The sequence below is a fragment of the Occallatibacter sp. FHG110214_02 genome (assembly GCF_059115385.1).
The window spans coordinates 202,835-228,132 of record NZ_JBZYWK010000002.1 but is presented as its reverse complement, the minus strand read 5'-3'; the positions used below and the strand labels follow the sequence as shown (position 1 = coordinate 228,132).

Here is a 25,298-nt window from a genome sequence, read left to right as displayed (position 1 = left end):
CTCAGGATCACTCCCCGCCAATCTCACGGGAAATCTGCCGGCTTGCATGTTGCAGATGAGTGCGAACATCCTTAGCGGTAGTCGCATCCTTCATCCGCTTGAGAAAAGGAACAGAAAGAGCAGCAACAGCATATCCTTGGTCGTCAAACACGGGATAACTGATATTGATGACCCCATTGACTTGATAGCTGGCGCGTTCTTCAAACCCCCTCTGCCTGATCTTCGCAAGATGCCTCTCCAGGTCAGAGGGAACTGTTCCTCCCGTATCGCGTTTCCATTCGCGAATCGCGCGGTCGCGCACCTCGGGCCTCTGGTGCGCAAGAATCACGTGAGCAGTAGCCGCTTCCATAAGATCAACGCTCGACCCCGCTTTGACATAAAACCCTGTGCTGGTCGGAGCATCCACCTGCGCCAGGATGATCACCTGCCCGCCGTCCAGCACGCCAAAGTGGCATGACTGGTTGGTCTTGTGCGTCACATCATGCATCACAGGGAGAGCCTTCTCCGTCAGGCGCTTCACCGGAGGATGCTCCTGTGCCAGCTTGAAGAGCTTAAGCGTCAACCGCAAACGATCTTCGTCCAGCGACTGCGAAAGATACCCACGCTGCTCAAGACAAACCAGCATACGAAATATCTCAGACACGGTCCGCCCCAACCGTCGCGCAACCTCGCGCTTCGTCAGCTCTTCTGACGTGGATGCAAACATTTCGAGAATATCCAGCCCCTTTTCAAGAGCCGGCGTTGTATACCGAGTGGTCGTATCAGCCTTGCTTCTTCTGGCCACTGAATGATCTTCCTCCTATCAGTAGCATCGCATTCTACAGCCATTTTCTGGAATATGGCTATTTCATTTGCAAAACGAGGAGGCCGTTCTGCAGATGGAAATCAAGAAAGCCCCATGTCACGCCCCGCTCTGGAAGCGCGCCGGGTCTTTATACTTCGCTGTTTGTAAATGCTCACAGTAAAGAACAAGCTCACCCGGATGCTTGAACACCTCATACGAAACCCGCACAAGCCCCATATCAGGATATTTCGGAGTTTTTTCCAGGTTCGTTCGGATGGTGTAGATGGTATCGCCAATAAAGAGGGGCTTAATAAAGCGCAATCGGTCGTACCCATAGCTGAATGTATGAACGCAGTTATGCGCCATCAGCCCAAGCCCAAGGCTAAAAACAAACGCCCCCGCCACAATCCTGCGGCCAAAAACACCTTCCTCCACCGCGAACACTTCATCGGCCACATAGGGATGCATATCCATCACAAGCGCATTGAAGGCCATACTTTCCCCTTCTGAGATAGTGCGTCGAATCGAGCGCATCCGCTCGCCAATCTCAAAATCCTCGAAGTGCCAGTCCTCCGTATGAAAAAGAGGTATCTCCTTATGCTTTGCCGGATCAGGATTAGGATTCTTCATCGAACATTCCTCTCTGTCATAGCCGGCCTCTAAGCCCCAAAGGGAGGATGACCAATCAAACTCGCATCGTACGTGTTCAGCGCAGGCAGCTTGCTTGCAGGCACAAACTGGTCCCATTTCGTCACATGCTCCGGCTCAGCCACGCTTGAATCCGTCTCAAAGTGCAACGTCACAATCTGCTGAGGCCGAACCACAAAGCTGTAATGAGAAGACTTTTCCGCACTGGATATGCTGCGCCCCGTCAGGTCAGTAAATGTCATCTTGCTATGCGGAAGCGCCAGTTTCAGCTCTGCCTGCCCAGGCAAACCAAGACACTCCACCAGGCGCATCTCGATATGATTCCCTTCGCGACGCATGGCTTCCACAATCACATTGTCAGAAGTAGTAAGAAACGGCTGCGCGTCCCTCGCAGCCAGACCAGCCATCTGCACAGGGTCGCTGTTGTACTCCCACGCCGCACGAGGCACAGCCGCATGCTCCCATGCCTCGCTGCGAGGCAGAAGCGCATACGACAGTACATGACGCCCCTTCCCGCTCAGCCATGCGTTTTCATATCCCCAGTACTTGTCTTCCGCGTTCATAAGATAGATAACCGGAATACGCCCATTCAGCTCACGTCCGCTCAGTCCGCGGTCAAGAATAGCGACTCCCCCTCCGCTTGCGAGAGAAAAATCGATCCAGCGCACAGCCGGAACAATCCCCTTGGTCCACCCATGCAATGCAGGATTTGGCTTAGACCATGCACTATGAGAAAACCCATAAGGAATGCCCCGCCGCACCTCCAAAATATCTTCCGACAGTGGAAACTCAGCAAAGACGACCGTGTAGTTCGGAACATCATTCAGTTCCGTCTCAAAATCAATGCGCGGATGATTCTTGTAAAGCCGTATCGAGCGGCGTAGCGCCCCACCGCCATAAAACCGCCCAGTCACCCGCACGGTAATCGCAACCGGACTTTCCACCACCTCGATACTCGACGGAGCATCCGCTGATGTGGCCAGCCTGTCTCTTTCAGGAATAGGCGGCATATGATCCGACGCATCATCCGGCTTGGCCTTGGGACGCTCCGCAATAATCCGATTCCCCGAGCCCGAGAACAACTCCCGCCCCGTCGCCTTAATCTTCAAGCTGGCAATATCCCCGCTAGCAGCATCCATCTTCAAAACGTAGTGAGCAGTTTCAACTGTTTCCGACGAAGAAATTACCGTAGGCACCGAAGGTTCTTTATCGGATAGCTTCCAACTGCTCAAGCTGACCGAAGCCATCTCAGGCAAGCAAACAACAGAGCCATCTTCCAGCTTCTCGCCTGCAACTCCTTCCAGGCTCTTTCCAGCAGGCAAGCTCAGTACAGTCGGACTACTCCGTTTCCAGTTGAGCGGATTGAAATAGCTAACCTCTTTTTCAGAAGCATTCGTCAAGCTGGAACCAGCAGACGCCAACGCGGCATCAGCCGTCTTCTTTACCCACTCAAAGCGGTCCTGAACATCCCACGACTGCTCGTTAACAAACACCATTCCGCCAGCCGAACCCCATAGCGTATTCCGGTCCATATTCAGGCACATCAGCACCCACGCATCCTGCAGTTTCTGCGTAGGATACTCATGCTTCGCATGCAGACTGGCAATGGTAGCAAGCGCTTCTGCGGCTTGCAGCGCATGCTCATCGCGGCGGTACCAGTCCTTAACGGTCACGTTCTCGATATAGAACGCATTGAAGTCGTATTCAGTTCCACCGTGAAAAACAGGAATAGAAACACGCCCTGAATCAATCTCTGGCCGGATAGTATCGATATATTTGCTAAACGTCGTGAACCGGATTTTCCTCCCCGGCTCAACCTTGCCCCATTGCTGCAAAAACGAGCTTGGATATTGCTTCACAGCCGGAGCCACGGAATAATCCTCGCTGCCTCCCAGTACCATCAGCGGAGCACCCGCAGGTGTAATGCTCTCCTTCTTTTCAAAGAAGGCTTCAAGCTCCTGCATCTGCGGTTCCGTCAAAGGCGCTTTCGCGGAAAAGATACTACTGGCTTCGGTATAACTGCCTGGGCATAGCGTCAAAATCTTCGACCCGTCCGGAGAAACACTCCAGTAGAGCGTCTTCCCCGTAGGATTTCTCCGTGTATAAATCATTGCCTCAAGCCCCAGCCCCGCGGCAATCTGCGGCATCTGGTCGTGGATACCGCAGGTGTCGATATTCCACGCATAACGCGGCTTCAAGCCAAACTCTTTCTGATACCAGCGCTGCCCCATCACGCCAAGGCGCACCAGCGCTTCTCCGCCGGACAAATTGACCGTGGACTCCAGAAAAAATCCATTCACCAGCTCAACTCGCTTTTCCGCAACCCGCTGCTTTAGTTCCGGCATGCGCTGCGGCTGAAAGTTCATGATGGCAATGATGTTGTTAATCTCCGAAAGAACAAATTCATAGTTAGGGTCGTCTCTTACGCGGTCTAGGTGGCTCAGGTAGCTGTTCGCACAATAAATACGTTCTTTGGAAAAGGTGGTGAGCCAACCGCAGCTTGCCGGATGAAAATTCGGAACGATATACATCTCGCGCTGCGCGGCAGGAGCGGGCAGCAAAGACTTGCCGCTCGCAGTTTTTGTCGCTGCAACGGCAGCCATTGCAGCCACAAATTGGCGGCGGTTCCAGAAAAAGTGCTCTTGTCTGTTTGTCACTTTTGTCTCCTTGCGAAGCAAGCTGAAAAATTCGCCAATCATATTTACATATAAACAACTATTTTGGATATAAAAATCGCAACTTCCGCCAAATCGATATAATTCCCTTCCGTAATACGTTGAAGGTCTAGGGAAGCGCGAACACTATACAAGCAGAACCACCCTCACACCGGAGCATGGACTGAGTGCGAAGGAACCGGCAGCACAGATTGCACACAATACGGGCCACAGCCATAACCGCTCTCACGCTGTTATGGATTGCTCTTCTGCAAACCTACGCCCAGGGTAAGCAGGCGGATAAGAACAATGCGCCCAGCCCGTCCGCAGGGGAATACGTAGGCTCGTCCGCCTGCCAGCAGTGCCATTCCGCCATCTATGACAAGTACATGAAGACCGGCATGGGCCGCTCCATGGCAGAAGTCACGCCATCCTTGCTGCAAACCATGCACTTGCCCGCCACCTACGACGACCAGAAGCTAAACCGCCGTTTCTCGGTCTACGCACAGGATGGAAAGCTCTATCAGAGCGAGTCACAAATCGACATCGCAGGCAAAGAAGTCTTTCACGACACGCATCCACTGCAATGGAAAATCGGCTCAGGCAAAAACGGCTTCGGCTTACTGGCCAGCCGCGATGATTACCTCTTTCAAGCCCCCTTGTCGTTTTATTCCAAACCAATGTCCTGGGGCCCCTCACCCGGCTATGAGTTCGCCGACTATGGTTTCAACCGCCCCATCCTTGCTGGATGCATCGTTTGCCACAGCGGCATGCCACATCCAGTCGCCTCCGCAAATGGCCGCTATGAAAATCCGCCGTTTACCGAGGCAGCCATAGGCTGCGAAAAGTGCCACGGACCCGGCGCAAAGCACATACGCGCCATGGAAAACAAAGCGGCAAGCCCGAAAGGGCACTCGCTTATCGTGAACCCGGCACATCTCAGTGCTGCACTCTCTGACAACATCTGCATGGCATGCCATCAAACTGGCGATGTGCGAGTTCTGCAGCCGGGAAAGACGTACGATGACTTCCGCCCCGGCGTGCCGTTGAATGAAACGCTGGCCATCCTCAACGTTCCGCCCACGCGCGAGTCTCCTCCAGACGACGACCACGTAGAGCACTACTATTCCATGACGCTGAGCCAGTGCTACCGCGCCAGCAATGGAAAGCTGAGTTGCACCACCTGCCACGATCCGCATGAAGAGCCATCGCAGGCAGAAGCACCGGCATACTTCAATAAGAAGTGCCTGACCTGCCACACCAACCAGAGCTGCACCCTGTCTCTCGCAGTACGGGAACACAGCAAGCCTGCCAATAACTGCATCGGCTGCCACATGCCGCAGCGCGATATACGGGTAATCTCGCACTCGAGCGCAACCAATCACCGTATCGTGCGCGTCCCCGGCGAAGCATTCCCAGATGTCACGTTTCATCAGACAACATCAACGCTGCCGGATCTGATCCACCTCGACCCCACTCCCGGAAAGCCCGAAACCCCGCTCCCGCCGCTCACACTCCTCAAGGCATACGGTGAGCTCGCAGAGAACAGACCCGAGTACGTCGCCCGCTATCTAAAGGTTCTGGATGATTTAAGCCGAAGCACTCCGGACAACGCGCTGGTGCAGGCCGCCCTCGGCCGCAAATATCTAAAAGACGGAGATGCGCTCCAGGCCGCCGACCATCTTCGTCATTCGCTATTGCTTGATCCCATTCAGCCAGCCGTCGCAGGCGACATGGCCGACACACTAACGAAACTGGGCAAGCCTGAAGAAGCCGCAACACTGCTGAAAAAAGCAATTGACCAGGACTCCTTCAACCCCATCCTGCAAAAGAAGCTGATAGTGAGCTACATCAGCCTGCACAGATACGCGGAAGCAAAGACAGCCATGGAGCATTACCTATCGGTCTTCCCGCAGGATTCCTTCATGCGCCAGCTTCTATCTCGCGCAGAATCCGCATCGCCAGCGCCTTGAACCCTTGCATCAGCAGAACAGAGCAGAGAAAATGTTGGGCGATATCCAATGCAGCGGGAATAAGTCGCAAGAAACCACCCAGGAAATGGATAGTTAGAATGTTCGAGACACAAGCAAGCTCGTTTTTCTCGACAGGCAAATCCGCTCCATGCGCCATGCAGCCTGGCCAGCGGCATAAATTCAGAGCACTCGTCCTGCTTTCCATCTTCTGCGGAACCTTTTCCCATTCTCTTCCAGCGCAGAACACCGCCGCATGCAAAGGCCCGGACGACCTCGAAAGCGCCGTTCGATCCCATCCTTCCGCTTCCGCATGGAACGCGTTAGGCGCATGGTTTGGCGGCAGAAATGATCTCCCCTGCGCCATCTCCGCGTTTGAATCAGGACTGCGCCTCGCTCCCAACTCATCGGAAGGCCACTATGATCTCGCACTCGCATTGCTCAATCAGGGAGATGCGCAACGAGCCTCTCAAGAACTGCAGAAAGCGCTTGCGCTCAAGCCGGAAATGCTGCAGGCCCATGCCGCATTAGGAGTTGCGCTCAGCCGTCTCAATCAAACAGCAGCAGCCATCAGGGAATTCAGAATAGTCCTCAAGCAAGACCACACATCCATTGCCGCACTCGATGGAATCGCAAAATCCTTCATCGCAGAAAAGCGATTTTCTGAAGCTGTTACCGCGCTTCAAAACGCTCCGGATGTCGAGCCATTACAGCTCGATCTCGCAGCCGCATATTCAGGGCAGGGCAATGTCGATAAGGCCGTAGCAATCTTATCCAGCCTGCTGGCAAAGAACCCCTCAGACCTGCAGGCGCAAACAAATCTCGGATTGGTATACGCCAGCGCGTCACGCTATAACGAGGCAGAAGAAGCACTGCGCAAAGCAGTCGCACTGAACCCAGAGAACCCATCCACGCGAACCTCCCTCGCCATGATTCTCTCTCGCCTTGACCGCAAGGATGAAGCAATTGAAGAGATGCGCAAAGTATGCGCCCTCGATCCCTCATCCTCAGATGCACATCTGAATCTAGGCATAGCGCTTGCAGACGAGGTGCAGTTAGATAATGCCCTCGTGGAGTTTACAGAAGCGGTCCGTCTCGCTCCAGGCAGTGCTGCGGCGCACTACAACAAAGGCCGTCTCCTGCTCGACATGCAGCGCCACGATGAAGCCAAACAAGAACTCGAGGCCAGCCTCCGCTTCGACCCGCACCTCGCTTCTTCGTGGTATCTCCTCGGCCTGATTGCGAGAGGCAGAGCAAAGGACGAAGAGGCTGCCCAGATTTTTCAGAAAGTGGTCGAGCTTGATCCCCGCAATCCAGAAGCGCATTACATGCTGGGCCGCGAAATGCTCAACAGCGGAGACAAAGTCGGCGCAATGGCGGAATGGCGCAAGACAATCGAGCTTCAGCCAAATTATGGCGAAGCGCTGTATAACCTCGCTCGCATTCTTGCCCGGTCTGACCCGCAGGAATCCAAACGCCTAGAAGACCGCTTCCAGTCCCTGCTCGCAGAACAGCACGTTATGGATCGCGCTCGCCTCCTCGGCAACTTCGCGTTGGCCTCAGCCAGGGCTCACGACTGGCCACAGGCAATCTCTCAGATGAAAGAGGCCTTCACCGCCTGTGGAAGCTGCGCAGAGCTGCCTCAACTGCATAAAGATTTCGGCCTGATCTACTGCCGCTCCGGCAACTTCCGGGAGGGGAAAGAAGAACTGCTCGAAGCCCAAAAGCTGCTGCCCAACGATGCGGAGATTCGTAAGTCGTTGCAGATATTGGCATCCCAGTAAGCCGCATCCATCCAATTCAAAATCCTGCAAGGCAAACCAGGCCGCACAGCCGATAGGCTGCTACAGGTGCATGGATGCCGCTTGGATAGGCCTGGCAATTGCCCTGCCAAGCAATCTAAATCTCCCCAAAATTCGTCCTTGAAAAACTTCTGAGAATTGCATTGACAACTCATTTTGCGCTCATGTACGTTTCTCGGCATTTGACAAGCGAATTCTGAATTTGACATGTAAAACATCAAAGTTTTGAAAAGCTTGCGAACCCGGTACATGGCAGCACACGTAACTGGCTTCTCCGGAAAGGAAAAAAAGGGACAGATTCACTTATTAGGGAGGGAAGGCGCAATGAGAAGAAACGTAGGCCCGCGGGAGACCCGACGGACAGGCATCCGGCTTTTGAGCTTGTTCGTTGGATTTTTGCTGTTGGCGATGAACGGTATTGCCCAGGTATCTACCGCGTCGCTGAACGGAGTGGTGAGAGATCCTTCAGGGGCAGTCATCCCCAACGCCACCATAAAGTTGAAAAACCTCGACACCAACGTAGAACGCACCACCACATCTAACAACGACGGCGTATACGCAATCGTCAGCATCCTCCCAGGCAGATATCAACTGGAGTCCACTGCAAACGGATTCAGCTCAGAGCGGGTCGCCTCTTTCACGCTCGCTGTAGGACAAACAGCAACATTCGATTTCGTCCTGAGCATCGGCGTGCAGAACACCATCGTTACCGTAACCGGAGAAGCGCCACAGTTGGATGTGACCAGCTCCAACCTCGGCACCGTAATGGCCACCAAGCAGGTCAACGACCTCCCCTTGAACGGACGCAATTTCACACAGTTGCTCCAGCTCACTCCCGGCGTCGTTCCCATTAATACAGGCCAAAGCAGCGGCGGTGGATTCGCAGGTCCAGCCACAACACAAGGCTCCTCGTTCACCTTCCCGGCAATCAACGGACAAACCAACCGAAGCAACTTCTACTTCACCGATGGCCTGATGAACTACGGCAGCTTGCTCAGCACATACGCCGTGCCACCCATCATCGACGCCATTCAGGAATTCAAAGTCGTCTCCCACACCGATGACGCACAGTACGGCTCCGTCCTCGGCGGTGTCGTAAACGTCGTTACCAAGTCCGGAACAAACGCATTCCACGGCACGCTGTGGGAATACGTCCGCAACAATGACTTCGACTCCAACGAATACTTTTCCACCGTTCCAGCCTTCCGCCAGAACCAGTTCGGCGTCTCCGCGGGCGGCCCGGTCATATTCCCCAAGCTCTACAACGGGAAAAACAAAACCTTCTTCTACGGTGCCTATCAGGGATTCCGCTACACAAAGGCCAGCAACAGCCCGCTTCTGGTCCCTACAGACGCACAACTCGCCGGCGACGAAAGCAGTTGGCCCACGCAAATCTACAATCCGTTTTCAACAAGGCCTGATCCTAACAACCCCGGCCAATATATACGCGACCCCTTTCCGGGAAATCAGATCCCTTCCAGCCTGATTAACCCCACAATGGTGGCCTACGCAAAGTTTGCTTTCCCTGCAGCCGGGCCAGTCGATCCCAGAACAGGGGACAACGCCATCGACCCTACCCCGGTGATTCAAACGCAGAACGAGTGGACCGCGCGCATCGATCAAACAATCGGCTCCGGCACTTCGGCATGGTTCCGCTATAGCTCAATCGACTCGACACTGAAGCAATCCGGTGGCTTGCCCAGCCTTCGCAACACCACGGAGACTCCCGGCCGCAACTGGGGTGGCAGCTTCGTCCACACCTTCAATCCCAGCCTCATCGTTCAGGTCGATGCAGGCCATACAAACGTGCAGCACAACGGATCAACCCGTTACATTGCGTCCACCACGGACATATTCAGCCAGATAGGATTCTCCACAAATTTTGCCGGAAGCTTTAATGCAGCAGACGGCGGAAATCTTATCCCCAATCCCGGAATCTCCGGATATTCCGACGGCGGTGAAAGCATCCAGAACCAGCCGAAAGTCACGGACAGCACCCAGGTCACCGGAACTGTAACCAAGATCGTTGGCAATCATGAGTTTCACATCGGCGCTGGATACATCTCCAACACCTTTGCCACTCCCATCGGCTACGCCAACCTTGGATTCCAGGCGCAGCAAACGGGCAACCCTGAAAATTCCTCGGAGCCAGGCGACCCAATGGCGTCCTTCATTCTCGATGTTCCCGGCAGCGCAAACCGCCGCAACGTCAATGAGCAAACCCGCCCGGGCGGTGTGCTGAGCGCGTTCGTTCAGGACATCTGGAAAGCAACGCCCAAGCTGACAGTGAACGTAGGCCTGCGTTACGACCTCACCTTCATTCCACCCTACGGCACAGATTCCACCATCGGTGAGAACGGCGGAATCGAAACCGGAGACATGGATTTCTCCAACGGTACATATGTTCTGCAGAAAGTTCCACCACCTTGCAGCGTGCGCGGTCATGCACCCTGCATCCCCGGTGATGGCAACCTTCCCGACCATGTCGTAGTAGACCCGCGCGGAGAGATAGCCCACAACACCTACACAAACCTTGGCCCACGCGTAGGCTTCGCCTATCGCTTTGATCCCAAGACTGTCGCACGCGGCGGCTTTGGAATCGTCTATGACAACTGGGCCGCCGTCAGCCAGATGTCGCAGAACATTGAAGGCTCATGGCCCGACATTGGCCAGTTGATTAACAACAGCATGAACATTCCCACCACTACTTCTGCAAAGCCCACGCTCACCGCGCAGGACCCATTTGCAGGAAGCACCAACGGGCTCTTCCCCGCACCCACTCCCTTCCAGCAGGTGCAGTGGTTCTACGACCCACACATCAAGAACTCATACTCCGAACAGTGGACACTCGGCGTAGAGCGTCAGTTAAGCAATTCCACAACAGTTGGCTTGAACTATGTAGGCTCAGTAGGTCGCAGGGCTGACGTTGGCGGCTACTACAACACAGCCGTCACACCGGGCCCCGGCGATGCTCAGGCACGCGCTCCATACCCGTACATCGCGCCAACCTACTACGACCGCAGCATCGGCTCGTCAACCTACCACGCCATGCAGTTCCAGTTAACCAGGCGCTATGCCGATGGATTCTCCTATCAAGTTGCCTATACCTGGTCCAAGTCCATCAACGTAGGTGGCGATGGATGGTTCGGCGTAGAAGGTTCCGTTCCTCAGGACCCCTACAACCCCGCCGGCTTTGGCAGCCGCGGTGTTTCGGGAACTGACCTGAGAAATGTCCTCTCCGTAAACACCCTCTTTGAAGTTCCCGTTGGAAGAGGGAAGCGATACTCAACCGGCAATGGCTTCGTCGATTATGTGCTGGGCAACTGGCAACTCAATAACATCTTCGTAGCTCGTTCCGGCCAGGTATTCACTCCAGTTATCAGCAGCGATATTGCCAACACCGGCAATGGAGCAACCTACGAAACGCTGGATGTCATAGGCGACCCCAACAAAATCTCGCATCGAACATCGCTGGAGTGGTTCAACACCGCCGCATATAGAGTCCCTGACCTGTACACGTATGGCACCGCAGGCAGAAACTCGTTACGCACCGCAGGCTACTGGGACCTCGATACCTCCATCTTCCGGCAATTCCCAATTCATGACTCGTTGAGTTTTGAATTCCGCGCGGAAGCATTCAACCTTCCCAATCACCCTGTCTTCGGCACGCCGGACTCGAATTACAACGACGCAACATTCGGCAGGGTAAACAGTACGGCAAGCACCGCCCGTCAGTTGCAATTCGGAGCCAAGATCATCTTCTGACAAACAGAAAACAAGCACAAAATAACGCAAGCCGCAGGATGTAATCCTGCGGCTTGCGTTTTGGTTCCCAATCCAGAAGTCCTACAGCGTCCGAAGTGAAATCACACTCACATCCGCATCAGGAGCCTGCCCCGGAAGATCAATCTGCAGCCCAGCCTCTGATTGCCGAAATTTCAATGGCTGACCAGTCGCAAGCAGATGAGCAGAGATAACCTTCTTCTGCACTCCCGGAACATCCAGCGGTTTAGAAGGCCAGTCAAAGACATGAACAAAGATGCTCTCACGCTTCGTAGTAGTCCGAATTCCATCTACTCCCTGAACCGGCCCATAGGTCGTTCCATAGATCGAATCGCCATTAACAGCCATCCATTTGCCAATACCCTGCAGACGTTCCTGAAACTCCGGCTGAATACTCCCATCAGGCTGCGGACCAACATTCAACAGGAAGTTTCCTCCGCGGCTAGCCACTTCAACCAGGCAGCGAATCAAAAATTGTGTCGATTTGTAATTATGGTCGTGCATGTTGTAAGCCCATGTGTCATTAATCGTCATGCACGTTTCCCACAACTGAAAGTCTTCCAGCCGCGGAACCCCCGGCTTAAGCTCACGATTCACACTCTGGTCCGTAGCAGAAAAGTACGCCGCCTTGGTAGGAATCGCCTTGGGAATAAACTGCTCCGGCGTCACATAATCAGCAGGAACGCCAATGCGATCATTCACCAGTGTCGCCGGCTGCAGCGAGTGAATCAGCTTCAGAAAGCGCTCTCCATCATATTTCTCCTGGTGATTTAAGCCATCAAACCATATCAACACAACAGGGCCATACTTCCTCAGCAGTTCCGACAACTGGAGCTGCATGTAGTCCAGGTAAAGCGACCACTGCGGCCTCTCCGGCTCGCCATTCCAGTTCTCACTGGCCAGCTTCGACGTATCGCGAAAATCAGGATGATGCAGGTCGGGCGGTGAGTAGTAAAAGCCAAGCCGCATCCCTCTTGCGTCGCAAGCGCTCGACAACTCCTTCACAATGTCCTTCCCGTAAGGAGTATTTGTGATTTTGTAGTCGGTGTAAGACGAGTCGAACATGCAAAAGCCATCATGGTGCTTCGTAGTAAAGACCATGTACTCCTGCCCGGCCGTGCGAGCCAGGTCAATCCACGCACCCGGGTCAAACTTGCTTGGGTTGAACCGGGGCGGCAGCGCGTGGTACTCCGCCTCGCTAATCCCACCGGGCTTGGGTCGCATAATCGGCCACGAGGCTTCAACGCTGGCAAGCGAATACGGCCCCCAATGAATGAACATGCCAAACTTTGCCTCCCGGTACCATGCGGTACGTTCATCCTCAAGCGTCGATCCAAAGCTAATGCGAGGGAAAAACGATACAGCGGAGGTAGCAAGTGCAAGCTGCAGAAAATCACGGCGTGGAATAATTTGAGCGCTCATAGTAGCACAAACGTTAGGACCGCGAAAATACGAGTGTCAAGCAGTTTTTCAAATAATTTTCAGAATTATCGCATAGAAAATGAAAGTTACGCTGCGTATCGAGAAATAGAGATTGTCGATATTTGAGCGCTCATTTAAAATTCCGCCAGCGATGTACAGAGACTGAATCTGGACGGGAATAAAGATGTTCATCAAAGCTGTCACCACGCGGGATGCACGATTTCAACTTGAGCCGGGAGAAGGCTCCGATGCCGTGCACTCCACCCCTCAGTATTCCTTTGCCGTAACTCAAATCAATCTTGATTCAGGAGTGCAGGGAACAGGAATCGTCCTGACCATGGGCACGGGCAACGATTTGGTTTGTGGCGCAATCGAGCTGCTTGCAAACAGGCTGGTCGGTTGCAATCTGGAAGAATTGATGGCCTCTTATGGAGTCAAGTTCCGCGAAATGGCCGACGATCCCCATCTGCGCTGGCTCGGGCCGCACAAAGGAGTCGTGCATCTCGCACTCGCGTCCATCACCAACGCCTGCTTTGACGCATGGGCAAAATCCCGTCAAGAGCCTTTGTGGAAGCTGCTCCTGAGCCTATCTCCCGAGAGCTTCGTCAACCTGCTGGATCTCAGTTATCTCGAAGATGTGCTCGACAGAGACACAGCGCTCAGCCTGTTGCGTGAAGAGCTGCCCAACCGCAGCGCCCGCACCAGCATTCTCGAAGAAGGCTATCCCGGTTACGACACCAGTGTCGGCTGGTATCACTACGGGGACACGCAGATTCGCGAAAACGTACAACGCAGCCTCGATCAAGGCTTCGGCGCATTCAAGCTCAAGGTTGGTGGATCACTCGAACGTGATCTGCAGCGCGCCCACAATCTGCGCAATCTTGTAGGCGACGACGCAGCCATCATGCTGGACGCAAACCAGCAGTGGTCTTTGCCAGCGTCCATCACCGCATGCAAAGCGTTGGGAAGCATCAAACCCTTCTGGATTGAAGAGCCAACCCATCCCGACGATGTTCATGCACACCAGGTGCTCGCAAAAGAAATTGCCCCGCTCGCCCTCGCCCTCGGAGAGCACGTACCCAACCGCGTAGTCTTCAAGAATTATCTGGAATCAGGGTGTGTCGCATTCTTACAGCCCGACTGCACGCGCCTCGGAGGCGTCAGCGAGTTCCTTGCCGTCAGCCTTCTCGCCCGCAAATATAAGGTGCCGGTCGTGCCGCACGTCGGAGACATGGGACAGATTCATCAGCACCTCGTCTTGGTAAACCACATCGTCGTGGGCCACCCGGAAATATTTCTCGAACACATCCCCCACCTCAGCCGCTACTTCGTTCACCCGGCGCAGCTATTGGCAGGCCGTTACCGCACACCGCAGGAGCCAGGCAGCAGTTCCGACCTCTTATGAGCAGCAACGCAATCGGCATTGTCATGGCCCTGCTTGGTGGCATCTGCGTGGGCAACTGTATGCTGCCCCAAAAGCGCATCCGCCTATGGCCGTGGGAGTGCGTATGGCTTCTCTTCAGCCTTGTATCCCTCGTGTTCGTGCCATGCTTGATTGCCGCATTGGTAATCCCCAAATGGCCCGCTCTCTATCTTTCGCTACCTTCAGCAGCATGGCTCCCCACGCTGTTATTAGGCTTCGGATGGGGAATCGCACAGGTACTATTCGGCATCTCTGTGATGCGTCTGGGCATGTCGCTGGCCTTCACGCTTATCGTTGGCTTGGGCACAATCTTCGGAACAATGATTCCGCTGGTCGCATTGCACCGGGACCAATTATTCAGCCAAAACGCCGCAATGCTAATCTCTGGCTGCGGCCTCATGGTCGTCGGCGTTGCGCTTTCCGGCCTCGCCGGTGCACTGCGTGAGCGCAGTGCCGCACCTGCTCCATTCGATAACAAGCCCGGCAAAAACTCCGCATATCTTACCGGCCTCGCCATCGCAGTCCTGTCAGGCCTGTTGTCCTCCATGCTCAATCTCTCGCTCGCATTCGGAACACCAATTGCGGATGCAGCTATACATGCGGGAACAGCAGCTTCAAACGCGGCATTTGCCGTATGGCCAATAGCTCTCGCAGGCGGCCTCATTCCCAATCTTGGTTACTCCCTATGGTTGCTCGCCCGAAATCAAACCTGGAAGTTGCTTAAACACGGCAAGCAAGATGCGCTATTAAGCATGCTGATGGGACTTCTCTGGATTGGCGCCGTCGCCACCTACGGCATCTCCACTCGTTTCCTCGGGCATCTGGGCGACGCCGCGGGATGGGCCATCTACCAGATAGCGATGGTGCTAACCGCTAACATTGCAGGTGTAGTCACAGGAGAATGGAAGCAAGCGCCACGCTACTCCCTCGCCGTGCTTATCGCCGGAGTGCTGGTGCTTGCAATCGCAACAGTAGCAACAGCATTCTCCACACGTTAACGCCAATCAGCAATAGATGAAGAACGATAAGAACCTATGGATGGAGCAAGGAACATGGAACTCTCCAAATTGCATTGCAACTCGAAATTAGCGCATTTCAAGCTAGTGCTCATGCTGCTTCTCGCGGCACTTGTAAGCGCAGTGCCTTTAGTCGCGCAGTCTGTTTCCAAGCCAGAGGAAATCGAGTGGACCTGGGCGGTAAGGCCATTGCATCCGGATTCCAAGCTGCCAAATGTGCTGCTGCTGGGCGACTCCATCACCCGCAATTATTTTCCGCAGGTCACAAAGGACTTGAAAGATGTCGCCAATGTATATCTGCTCGCAACTTCAACATGCGTAGGTGATCCGCGCCTGCCCAACCAGGTCGCCGAATTCGCAACCATGGAAAACATTCCATTTCGTCTCGTTCACTTCAACAACGGCATGCACGGATGGGACTACACAGAAGAGCAATACCGGGACGCCTTTCCTGACTATCTCCGCTCCCTGCACAAAACCTTTAGCGGTGCTGAATTCATATGGGCAACCACAACCCCGGTCCGTGCCGATGCCACAACAGGCGCAACGAATCCACGAGTAGACGCACGCAACAACATCGCCAATACATTAGTCAGCGCGCAGCATATTGCAATCGATGACCAGAACGCGCTGATGCTGAAACATCTGGACAAGTACCAGGACTCCGTGCACTTCAACCCCGAAGGCTCCGCATTGCAAGGAGACCAGGCAGCACAACTCATCCGCGCCGCACTCTCGCAAACGCATGAAAAGGGAATGATTCATGGCAACTAAGAGCCGTTCAGTTAAAACAGGCAGCGTAGCGCGAGACGGACTGTTAAAACAAAGCCTCGCGGACAAGCTGCGTGACCAGATTATTCAAGGGAATCTCGCCCCAGGCGAGAGAATCATCGAAGGCTTCTGGGCGCGCCGGTTCGGAACAGCGCAGGCCTCCGTACGTGAAGCAATCAATCTTCTGATAGCGGAAGGCTTCGCGACCAAGACCTCCGGACGAAGCGCGCGCGTTACATCATATACAGAGGCCGACATCGCACAGGTCTATGAGCTGCGTAGCGCAATTGAAGGGCTAGCGGCAAGGCTTGCTGCTCAATGCAAAGCGAATCTTACGCCGCTTCAGGACGCCCTGAATGAAATGCGAAAACTGGCAAAGAACAAAGATACGCTGGGGCTCATCGAAGCGGACCTCCGTTTCCACCTGTGCCTGTGCGAGCTAAGCAGAAACCGCTTCTTATCCTCCCAAATTCGCACGTTGCTTGTGCCGTTCTTTGCATTCGTCTCCATGCGAACAATCCAGGTGCATCAAACAGCCAAAGCATGGGAAGCGGATCTAGGCCGTCACGAGCGTATCGTCGAGTGGATTCGCGAAGGCGCCCCACTGGCGGCAGAATTTGCCGTGCGGGCCACGCTGCAGCAGTTCGCCACAAGGGCGCATGGCATCTGGCAAGCCGCCCGCTAACTTTAGCTATCCTTGCTCTCTCTCTTCTGCATAGCAGTGAGGCCAAGCGCCAAGGTAATGCGTTCTGCACAGCTCTGAATTGCAGGAATCAGTCTGCTTTCTTTGCCGTGGTTTGCCGAGCCAGCCAGAAAGGGAACACCCAGCGCCGCCAGTACATCTACCTGCGGATTCCCAACAATGCACGAGGCATCAAGCCCGGTACGGCGCGTGCTCGTTGCTAACAAATAGCCATCTTTTCGTACCTGCTTGAATTGTGTCGCAAGGTTTGCACGCTCTCTCTTCGTCATCGCAGCAAAATCAGCATCAGCCGCAAGAAACCGTTCTTGCTCGTCTGAATGCAGAAATGCCGTAAGCACACGGCCAGATGCCGTCTGCAGCGGAAGCACGCGGTCTCCAATCTCTACCGAAAGCCGCACCGGCTCTGGGCTTTCCGCTTGCGCAACTACCAGAAGCATCGGTCCACTAAGCACACACAAATGGCAGGACTCGCGAATCTCCTCCGCCAGCTCGCGCATAGGAACCATTGCAGCTTTCAATAACTGGTCAATCGGAGAATATTTATGCGCAAGCTCATAGAGGCGCAACGTGAGATAGTAACCCTCCGAAACAGGATCGCGAGCAATAAAAGAACGGCGTTCCAAGGTGTCGAGCATGCGAAACAACTCACCCGGCGTGCGCTTGAGTTGCCGCGCCAACTGCGTAAGCGATTGCGGAACATAAGCCGAGGCCAGGCACTCAAGAATATCGAGTCCCTTCTCCAGCGCCGGAACAGAATAGCTAAGCTTCTTTCTGGTGTTCATTGATTTAAGTGTGGCACGAAACACTAAAGATGAGAGCAGTTCCGTTTATAGTCCAAACTCTTTCCGCAGTGCCTCTGTATGTTCTCCAAGCCTCGGAGCGCCGCGAGAGCTCTTCAGCAGCATCTCATCAATCCGGATAGGGCAGCGCGTAGTCTCCATCGTAATGGATTCTCCACGAGTCACAGTCTGTAACATATCCAGCGACTGAAAAGCTGGATGCTCCATCAACTTAGGCCAGGTAAAAACATCCGCGCACCAGTAGCCCGCCGGCTCAAGACGCGCAAGCCAATATTCCGTAGCGTGCTGTTGCAAGTGTTCCGCGAGCAAAGCCTTAATTTCATTGCGCTGATTGAACGCAGCCTCAGCAGCGCTATAAGAAAGCAGTGCGGAGCAGTCAAGCAGACCAGCAAGCTGCGTCAGCGATCCCATAGCCAGCGCTAGGTACCCATCTTGCGTAGCGTAAATCCCGTACGGCGCGCCAAGATAAGCATGCGCATTGTTATGCCTGCTTCGCTGTGGCAGTTGACCACCATCATTCAGAAAAGTAGTAAGCACCTCAAACTGTATATCGAGAATAGATTCGAGCAGGCTCACCTCAACCCTACCGCCTCTGCCTGTAATTCCACGGCGTACCAGGCATGCAAGAATGCCCTGACAAAGATGCGCTCCGGCATAAAGGTCCGCCACAGCCAACCCAAACGGAACCGGCGGCTGATCTGCGTCTCCATTCAACCACGCCAGCCCTGAGAGCGACTGCACAAGCAGATCCTGCCCAGGCTTGCGCGACCACGGCCCCGTGCGACCATACCCGCTAATTTCGCCATAGACAAGCCTTGGCTGCCGCGCGCTCAGGGTTTCATAATCAAGCCCAAGCTTCTCAATCACGCCGGGGCGAAAGTTGTGAATAACAATATCCGCTTCATCAATCAACGCCAGCACAGTTGCGCGCCCCGCCGCATCCTTCAAGTCCGCAACAAAGCTTTCCTTGTTGCGGTTGATCGAGTGAAAAAGCGTGCTATCTCCATCTAGATCAAGATTAGAGATATAGAGATCACGGCACAAATCTCCGCTTTCAGGCCGCTCAATCTTAATAACGCGAGCACCAAGATCAGCCATACGCAGTGACGCTGAAGGCCCGGAAAGAAACTGGCTAAGATCGATGACCAACAGGCCTTCAAGCGGCTTCATCCCGCCTCACTTTCATGTGTCTTGCGTGCCTTGTGCAGCAAACTATTCATCCCCTCCATTACCCGCGCCTCTGAGCCACCCGCGCGTAAATACTCATGCAGCAATTCCGCCGCCTCGCTCTGAAAATCGAGATAGCCATCAAAACGGGGCCTTATCCACGCGCGATCAAGCACCGGCAGCGTCTTCTCAAAAAAGCCATTTGAGCGTCGATTCACTTCGGTATCAAGCCATGCTGCACGATGTCCCGGCTGCCCGCCCGCATCAAAATACAGCGTGCTCTGGCAAAGCCCCGATGCAACATATTGAGCATAGGAAGCAGCCATTGCCACATCGCCGCAGCACGTAGAGAGCGCTAGCCCCGCGCCTCCAAGAGTAGAGCGCAGAGGGCGGCCATACAGAGTGACCAACTCACCGGCCTCTATCACGTTCTTCGCATAGCCACGCCTGCTGTAGTTGGAATACCCATAAGCAAATGGGCAATAGACAGCATGGGAACCTGCTGCAAGCGCATTCCAAACCGCAATTGGATTCGCATTCAAGCATTCCCGAGGGCATAGCTGCAAAAGTTCCCGAAGCCTCTGCATCGCCTCCTGCCCAACCGGCGCTGAGACCATATACTCATCACTCGCAAACGGCTCTTCATCAAGAGCATTGCAAAGCATGAAGAAGTTCATAAGGCTGTCAATAGCCAGTCCCGCAACAATCACCAACCCCTTGCTGGCAAGCGCAATCAGCTCGTCCCATGTCTGCGGAACCGCCTCCCCAGCCTGCACCAGCAAATCCGTTCTGCAAGCGCTGATCGGAGTAGCAGCATCAATCGGCAACGCCCACAGGTGGCCATCGTAAACATAGCTCGCATAGCTTGCTCCAACAGAATTCTCGGCCTGCTCCTGCAAAAATGCTGCTGGCAGCACATCCCCTAAAGGCAAAAGAAATCCATCCGCTGCAGCGCGTCCGCACGAAGGGTGATCGATGACCAGGAGATCGAAGCGCCCCGCCAGCGACTCCAGCGGTTCATCCGCAAATGCCTGTAGCGAGCGGCATTCCCACGCAATCTTCACGCCTGTATGAGCCTCTTCAAAGCGCTGCGCCGTAGCCAGCATAGGCAGTAGCCCGCGCGTATGCTTCCAGGTAATCCCTCGCAAAAATGTTTGAGCCGAACTCGCCATGATGGGCACTCACACCCCAACGTCAGATTGGCCATGATTTTATCAACAAAATTATTTTTTATACCAGAGATTTACGCATTAGAATCAAACCGCAAAGAAAGCGGGGCAAAATGAAGCTCGAAGAGGTCTTCTTTGAGGACTACATGATCGGGAGCCCGCGCGTCACAAGCGGCAGAACAATCACAGAGGCGGACATCGTGCTACATGCCGGCCAAACCGGCGACTTCTACCCGCACCATATGGACGAAGAATGGTGCCGCACGCAGCCATTTCAGCGCCGAATCGCCCATGGCACCCTGGTTCTGAGTGTCGCCATCGGCATGACCGCTGGCGACATCAATCCTCGCGCCATGTCCTATGGCTACGACAGGGTGCGCTTCATCCGCCCCGTCTTCCTCGGTGACACAATCTACACAACAGCAGCAATCCGTGAAAAGCGCAACGATCCAAAGCGCCCCGCCCACGGCATCGTTGTTGAATCTGTTGAGGTCTACAACCAGTCACGTCAAGTTGTGCTCGCATGTGAGCACCTGTACCTCGTCGAAAAGAAAGAGCGCACAGCTTAGCGAAGGAGGAGCACCGGACCATGGCAGCAACACGATTGCGCATTGCAGTTCGAGAATTCCCGGATTTTGAGCATGCCTTGTCCCAGCAGATTGAGCTTTATCAAAAGCTACATCCTGAAGTGGAGATAGAAGCCGTCCCGCTTGACCTGTGCAGTCTCCGCAGCAAACTCTTTGAAGAAGATGGCTTGTGCAGCGGCGAGTGGGATATCGCTTTCATCGTCACCGACTGGCTTGCCGAGGCCGTAGAGCGCAAACTAATCGACGAGCTGACACTCCGCCATGTCGCAAAACCTATCCCCGACTGGCCCCACGGATGGGCATCTTCACTGGTCCGCCCACTAGATTTCAACGGCAAACTCTACGCGCTCCCATGGCATGACGGACCAGAATGCTTCATATATAGACGCAACCTCTTAGAAGATCCAATCGAACAGGAAAAATTTCGCAACAGCTACGGATACCCATTAGCGCCACCAACAACCTGGACGCAATTCTCTGACATTGCGCACTTCTTCACGCGCCCCGCCGAAAACCTTTATGGCACACTCTTCGCCGCATTCCCAGACGGCCACAACACTCTCTATGACTTTGCGCTTCAGCTATGGAGCCGCGGTGGGGAATTAGAAAGCAGCAACGGAACCCCTCAGATAAACACTCCACAAGCCGTAAGATCTCTCGATTTCTATCGCGGCATAATCGGCGACGCTTCAAGGTGTTATCCCGGTGCAGAAGAACTCGACTCGACGCGCTCCGGCAATATCTTTCTCTCTGGAACAATTGCCATGATGGTGAACTGGTTTGGCTTCGCCACGCGATGCGACAGTGAGGGCGCATCCTTGCGCGGCAAAGTCGCCATCGCTCCCATCCCTTCGGAAGAGGGCATCCCTCCGGCCTCGCTTTCCGTCTTCTGGACTCTGGCCATTGCTTCCGGATCAAAACAAAAAGAGGTCGCATACGACTTCATCCGTTTTGTGGCCAGCCCGGAGATGGATTTAGGCGTCGTAGCACATGGCGTAGTCGGCGTTCGTCTTTCCACCTGGCGCAATGCCGAAGTTCAAAAGCGAATCCCCGCATACAGCAAAATTGAAGAGATTTCGCTAGGAGCGCGCGCACTGCCGCGCAGCAGCCACCTTCCCGCATTCGCGGAAATCCTCAATGACGTTGTGACCGATGCGCTCCAGACGCAACAGCCATCCGCCGAGATTCTATCCAGAGCCCAGCAGCGCATCGCCAGCCAGAAAATTATGTTCCGATAGCATCGATATGAAAATTACAGTTCTGTAATCTATGTCATTGCACTGGCATGCGAAACTCGACATAGCTCCCCGCGACGCTGAATGAGAGTGCTCGGCATATAGGGATATGCTGCAATCCATCGATTACCCTTCTAAAGACCAGCAAGGCGGGATTGTGTTCGACAGGCCCCACAGGGGTATTGTGCGTAGTCAATCTATAGCAACACAAAAAAGAGGACAATTTCAGAATGTTTTCCAAGTGCCGAAGCCTTCGCGCATTCTTCAAACTCGGAGCGGTCTTTTGCTTTGCCGCAACATCTTTCGCGCAGGTAGACCGCAGCGGACTAAGCGGCACGGTCACCGATCCCTCAGGCCGGGTACTGCCCCAAACGCACATCACGGCGGTGTTGAGCGCAACACAACTGCGCCGTGAGACAGTGTCGTCAAGAAACGGAAGCTACAGCATTCCCGAGTTGCCAGTGGGCGTCTATATCGTCACCTTTGAGCACTCCGGCTTTCAAACGCAAAAGTTCGTGGATGTACAGCAGGTCATAGGCAGAACGCGCACTCTCAACGCAACCATGCAGGTAGCTGGCGGCGAAGAAACCATGACGGTCCCTTTTGCTTCGGCGCTAATGGACCGCAGCAGCAGTGCCGTGACAGGCCTGATTGAGAGGGAGCAGACAGACGAGTTGCCGCTTAATGGCCGCAACTGGTCGGAGCTGACCACCTTCGTTCCCGGCGTTGTCGATATCGGCGGAAGCAACCAGCGCTCCGTGCGTTTCGCCGGACGCGGTACCGACGACAACAACTTCACCTACGACGGCGTCGATGCCACCAACATAGTCAATCAGTCGCAGCGCGCCTGGGTGCGCCTCGCCATTCCGCTGGATGCAATTCAGGAGTTCCGCGTCGATACGCTGCTGTCCCCCGCGGAATCCGGAGGAACAGCAGGACCGCAACTCGATGTCACCTCGCCTTCGGGCACAAACCACTTCCACGGCACGCTCTTCGAATACCTGCGCAACAGCTACTTCGATGCCACGGAACCATCCTGGGCCTCTGACGGAGAAGCGCAACAGCCGCTTCGTCTCAATCAGTTCGGTGGATCGTTAGGCGGCCCCATCGTGCGCGACAAGACATTCTTCTTCCTCGCCTCGGAAGCATACCGGCAAAATTGGGGCTATCCCGTCATCGGTTATGTGCCCGACCCCGCCTTCCGCGTAACAATTCCCAGCTCTTCGCCGGTCTACGCACTTATGAATGCATACCCGGTCGCCGGTCCGCGGACCATCCTCATCCCCGGCGTGAACAGCGACCCCAACATCGACGAGCTGGTCTGCGCCTGCGAGCAAGTGGTCAATGAGAGCTCCGCGATGATACGCATTGACCACCACTTCTCCAGCAAGACCACCGCCTTCATGCGCTTCAATTACGACCGCTCAGTAGATACGCAGCCCTTCGCCGCAAACGCGGCTGACCTGCAGCAGCAGGTCTCCTCGCCCATCAACGGAGCCCTCGAATTGCTGCACGTCTTCAGCCCCCACTTGGTCAATGAAGTCAAAGTCGGCTTCAATCGCGCCACATCTAATACATATAGTCTCAGCGGAATTAACAGCTACTATCAGATTGCTGTTACCGGCCTCAGCACCCTGAACTACAACCGCATCAGCATCGGCGTAGGCAACTCGTTTTCCTACCTCGACAACCTAACCTGGACCCATGGCCGCCAGACCATCAAAGCCGGTGTGGAAGTCCGCCGCATCCAGATGAACCAGGGCAAGACAATCAGCGGCAAAATCACCTTCTCTTCTCTGGAGAATCTGGCAGCAAACAAAATCTCCAAGGCGTCGCTGAACGATGCCCTGCCCACCAACGGCCTGCGCAAGACCGATACCATCGGCTACATCCAGGACGAGTACAAGATAAGCCCCACCCTCACCACAAACCTCGGCCTGCGCTATACCGTCTTCAGCCTCTTTCATGAAGTAAACGGAAAAGCCAACCCCTTCGACTTCGACACCTGCGGCCCGCAGGGATTCTGCGGCGTCGGCGCCAGCTTCGGCCAGCAGAACTACGGCGACATCGATCCACGCATCTCCGTAGCCTGGGCCCCGGATAAAGACAAAACGGTCTTCCGCGCTGGTTTCGGCATATACCACGAAGACGGCCAGTTGGACGACCAGAACCTTCCCACAAGCAATGAAGTCGGTGCCTATTCGCTGACAAAATGCTCCGGCGAGGCACTCACCTACCCAATCTCGCCGTCATGCTACTCTGGCCCCGGAACCATCGCCCCAGATGCGCAGGACCGCAAGCGCAAAGACACATACACCGAGCAGTGGAGCGCCTCTGTCGAGCGCACATTGCCTGCCAGATTCGTCAGCACCTTCTCTTATGTAGGCAGCCAGGGCCTCCACCTGCTGACCATCTCTCTACTGAACATGATTGATCCCACCACGGGAGAAGCCCAGTACCCAGCCTTTGCTCCGGCCATCAACTGGCGCGGCACCAGGCTCAACAGCTCATATCACGGATTCCTCGCCTCCGTACGTCGCCCCTTCTCAAACGGCCTTCTCGTCGCAGCCAACTACGCCTATTCGCATGAAATCGATGACGACTCCAACGGCAGCGGTGACGGCGATTCGCAAGTGCCGCAGAACGTCGCCTGCTCAGCCTGTGACCGCGCCAGCAGCAACTGGGACGCACGCCACGTCTTCAATGCCAACGCCGTCTACCAGCTTCCTTTCGGCCACGGCAAGCAGTTCCTGAACCACGGCGCCTTTGCCAACGCCGTCGCAGGCGGCTGGGAGATGACAACCACCGCGCTTGCCCGCACCGGCTTCCCGGTCAACGTAATTCTGCCTAGCAGCTACACCGCGCCAGACGGCAACAACGCCGGAACCCAGCGCCCTGACCTCGTTCCCGGCGTCTCTCTCAAGCCGTCCACAGGCAGCAGCGTCACAGGCTGGATCAACCCAGCAGCCTTCACCACTCCCGCAGGAGAATTCGGCGCCGCACCGCGCAACCTGCTTCGCGGACCCGGCACCTGGCAGCTCGACCTTGGCACAGGCAAAGCCTTTTCAATCGCCGAGCGCATGAAGCTGGAGTTCCGCTCCGAGTTCTACAACATCTTCAACCATCCGCAGCTGGGCCAGCCGCAGTCCACCTTCAACCCGGACAACACAACGGACTTCGGCAGCATCCTCAACACCGTGAACACCAGCATCGTTTCGCCTATCACTCCGGTCGGTTCAGGAACACCACGCGAGATGCAGTTCGCTCTGCGCCTGAAGTTCTAACACCACCAACCCAAAGCTCAAACTAATCGCAGCTTTGACGGGTATCCCATCTCTCCCTCTTCTGGAGAGATGGGACACTC

General features: G+C 54.9%; 17 protein-coding genes. 10 read left to right on the top strand and 7 right to left on the bottom strand.

Features of this window, described 5'->3' with window-relative positions; genetic code table 11:
- Positions 1–7: 7 nt before the first annotated feature.
- The 3 genes from AC5S3R_RS02985 to AC5S3R_RS02975 form a co-directional block, all read right to left on the bottom strand.
- Complete coding sequence (locus tag AC5S3R_RS02985; protein ID WP_494265161.1) at positions 8–784, bottom strand: IclR family transcriptional regulator; 777 nt, start codon at positions 782–784, stop codon at positions 8–10.
- Between the two features lie 117 nt (positions 785–901).
- Entirely contained in the window at positions 902–1,414 is a 513-nt protein-coding gene (locus AC5S3R_RS02980) for a MaoC family dehydratase (RefSeq protein WP_494265159.1), read from the bottom strand.
- Positions 1,415–1,443: 29 nt separating this feature from the next.
- On the bottom strand, positions 1,444–4,089 hold the full coding sequence (locus tag AC5S3R_RS02975; RefSeq protein ID WP_494265157.1) for a glycoside hydrolase family 38 N-terminal domain-containing protein: 2,646 nt from the start codon (positions 4,087–4,089) through the stop codon (positions 1,444–1,446).
- Between the two features lie 209 nt (positions 4,090–4,298).
- Between AC5S3R_RS02975 and AC5S3R_RS02970 the strand changes: the two genes are divergently transcribed.
- From AC5S3R_RS02970 to AC5S3R_RS02960, 3 genes are all read left to right on the top strand, one after another.
- Positions 4,299–6,059 carry a tetratricopeptide repeat protein gene (locus tag AC5S3R_RS02970; RefSeq protein WP_494265156.1) on the top strand — a complete coding sequence of 587 codons (1,761 nt, stop codon included), beginning with the start codon at positions 4,299–4,301 and terminating at the stop codon, positions 6,057–6,059.
- A gap of 98 nt (positions 6,060–6,157) precedes the next feature.
- A complete protein-coding gene (locus AC5S3R_RS02965; protein ID WP_494265155.1) occupies positions 6,158–7,840 on the top strand; it encodes a tetratricopeptide repeat protein in 1,683 nt (560 codons plus the stop codon).
- Between the two features lie 342 nt (positions 7,841–8,182).
- The gene (locus tag AC5S3R_RS02960; protein WP_494265153.1) at positions 8,183–11,623 is read left to right on the top strand and encodes a carboxypeptidase-like regulatory domain-containing protein; all 3,441 of its coding nucleotides are present in this window, start codon (positions 8,183–8,185) and stop codon (positions 11,621–11,623) included.
- An 81-nt stretch (positions 11,624–11,704) separates the two neighbouring features.
- Here the strand turns inward: AC5S3R_RS02960 and AC5S3R_RS02955 are convergent, their stop codons facing one another.
- The gene (locus AC5S3R_RS02955; RefSeq protein ID WP_494265152.1) at positions 11,705–13,063 is read right to left on the bottom strand and encodes an alpha-L-fucosidase; all 1,359 of its coding nucleotides are present in this window, start codon (positions 13,061–13,063) and stop codon (positions 11,705–11,707) included.
- A gap of 184 nt (positions 13,064–13,247) precedes the next feature.
- Between AC5S3R_RS02955 and AC5S3R_RS02950 the strand changes: the two genes are divergently transcribed.
- The 4 genes from AC5S3R_RS02950 to AC5S3R_RS02935 are packed head-to-tail and all read left to right on the top strand — an operon-like array spanning position 13,248 to position 16,958.
- On the top strand, positions 13,248–14,468 hold the full coding sequence (locus AC5S3R_RS02950; RefSeq protein ID WP_494265151.1) for an enolase C-terminal domain-like protein: 1,221 nt from the start codon (positions 13,248–13,250) through the stop codon (positions 14,466–14,468).
- Positions 14,465–15,484 (top strand): L-rhamnose/proton symporter RhaT, encoded by a 1,020-nt coding sequence (locus tag AC5S3R_RS02945; protein WP_494265150.1) that lies wholly within the window; start codon positions 14,465–14,467, stop codon positions 15,482–15,484. Before AC5S3R_RS02950 ends, AC5S3R_RS02945 begins: the two co-directional genes overlap by 4 nt.
- 54 nt (positions 15,485–15,538) lie before the next feature.
- Positions 15,539–16,276 carry an SGNH/GDSL hydrolase family protein gene (locus AC5S3R_RS02940; RefSeq protein WP_494265149.1) on the top strand — a complete coding sequence of 246 codons (738 nt, stop codon included), beginning with the start codon at positions 15,539–15,541 and terminating at the stop codon, positions 16,274–16,276.
- On the top strand, positions 16,266–16,958 hold the full coding sequence (locus AC5S3R_RS02935) for a GntR family transcriptional regulator (RefSeq protein WP_494265148.1): 693 nt from the start codon (positions 16,266–16,268) through the stop codon (positions 16,956–16,958). The genes AC5S3R_RS02940 and AC5S3R_RS02935 overlap by 11 nt, the downstream gene beginning before the upstream one ends.
- A 2-nt stretch (positions 16,959–16,960) precedes the next feature.
- Here AC5S3R_RS02935 and AC5S3R_RS02930 read toward each other — a convergent pair whose 3' ends face one another.
- The 3 genes from AC5S3R_RS02930 to AC5S3R_RS02920 are packed head-to-tail and all read right to left on the bottom strand — an operon-like array spanning position 16,961 to position 20,115.
- Positions 16,961–17,758, bottom strand: a complete 798-nt coding sequence (locus AC5S3R_RS02930; protein WP_494265147.1) for an IclR family transcriptional regulator — start codon at positions 17,756–17,758, stop codon at positions 16,961–16,963.
- 45 nt (positions 17,759–17,803) lie between these two features.
- The gene (locus tag AC5S3R_RS02925) at positions 17,804–18,946 is read right to left on the bottom strand and encodes a CaiB/BaiF CoA transferase family protein (protein ID WP_494265145.1); all 1,143 of its coding nucleotides are present in this window, start codon (positions 18,944–18,946) and stop codon (positions 17,804–17,806) included.
- A complete protein-coding gene (locus tag AC5S3R_RS02920; RefSeq protein WP_494265144.1) occupies positions 18,943–20,115 on the bottom strand; it encodes an ABC transporter substrate-binding protein in 1,173 nt (390 codons plus the stop codon). Before AC5S3R_RS02920 ends, AC5S3R_RS02925 begins: the two co-directional genes overlap by 4 nt.
- A 110-nt stretch (positions 20,116–20,225) precedes the next feature.
- On the opposite strand from AC5S3R_RS02920, the gene AC5S3R_RS02915 reads away from it, so the two are divergent.
- From AC5S3R_RS02915 to AC5S3R_RS02905, 3 genes are all read left to right on the top strand, one after another.
- Positions 20,226–20,681 (top strand): MaoC family dehydratase, encoded by a 456-nt coding sequence (locus AC5S3R_RS02915; RefSeq protein ID WP_494265143.1) that lies wholly within the window; start codon positions 20,226–20,228, stop codon positions 20,679–20,681.
- Between the two features lie 20 nt (positions 20,682–20,701).
- Positions 20,702–21,937, top strand: coding sequence for an ABC transporter substrate-binding protein (locus AC5S3R_RS02910; protein ID WP_494265142.1), 1,236 nt, complete (start codon positions 20,702–20,704; stop codon positions 21,935–21,937).
- Between the two features lie 227 nt (positions 21,938–22,164).
- On the top strand, positions 22,165–25,218 hold the full coding sequence (locus AC5S3R_RS02905; protein WP_494265140.1) for a TonB-dependent receptor: 3,054 nt from the start codon (positions 22,165–22,167) through the stop codon (positions 25,216–25,218).
- The last annotated feature ends 80 nt before the right edge of the window (positions 25,219–25,298 follow it).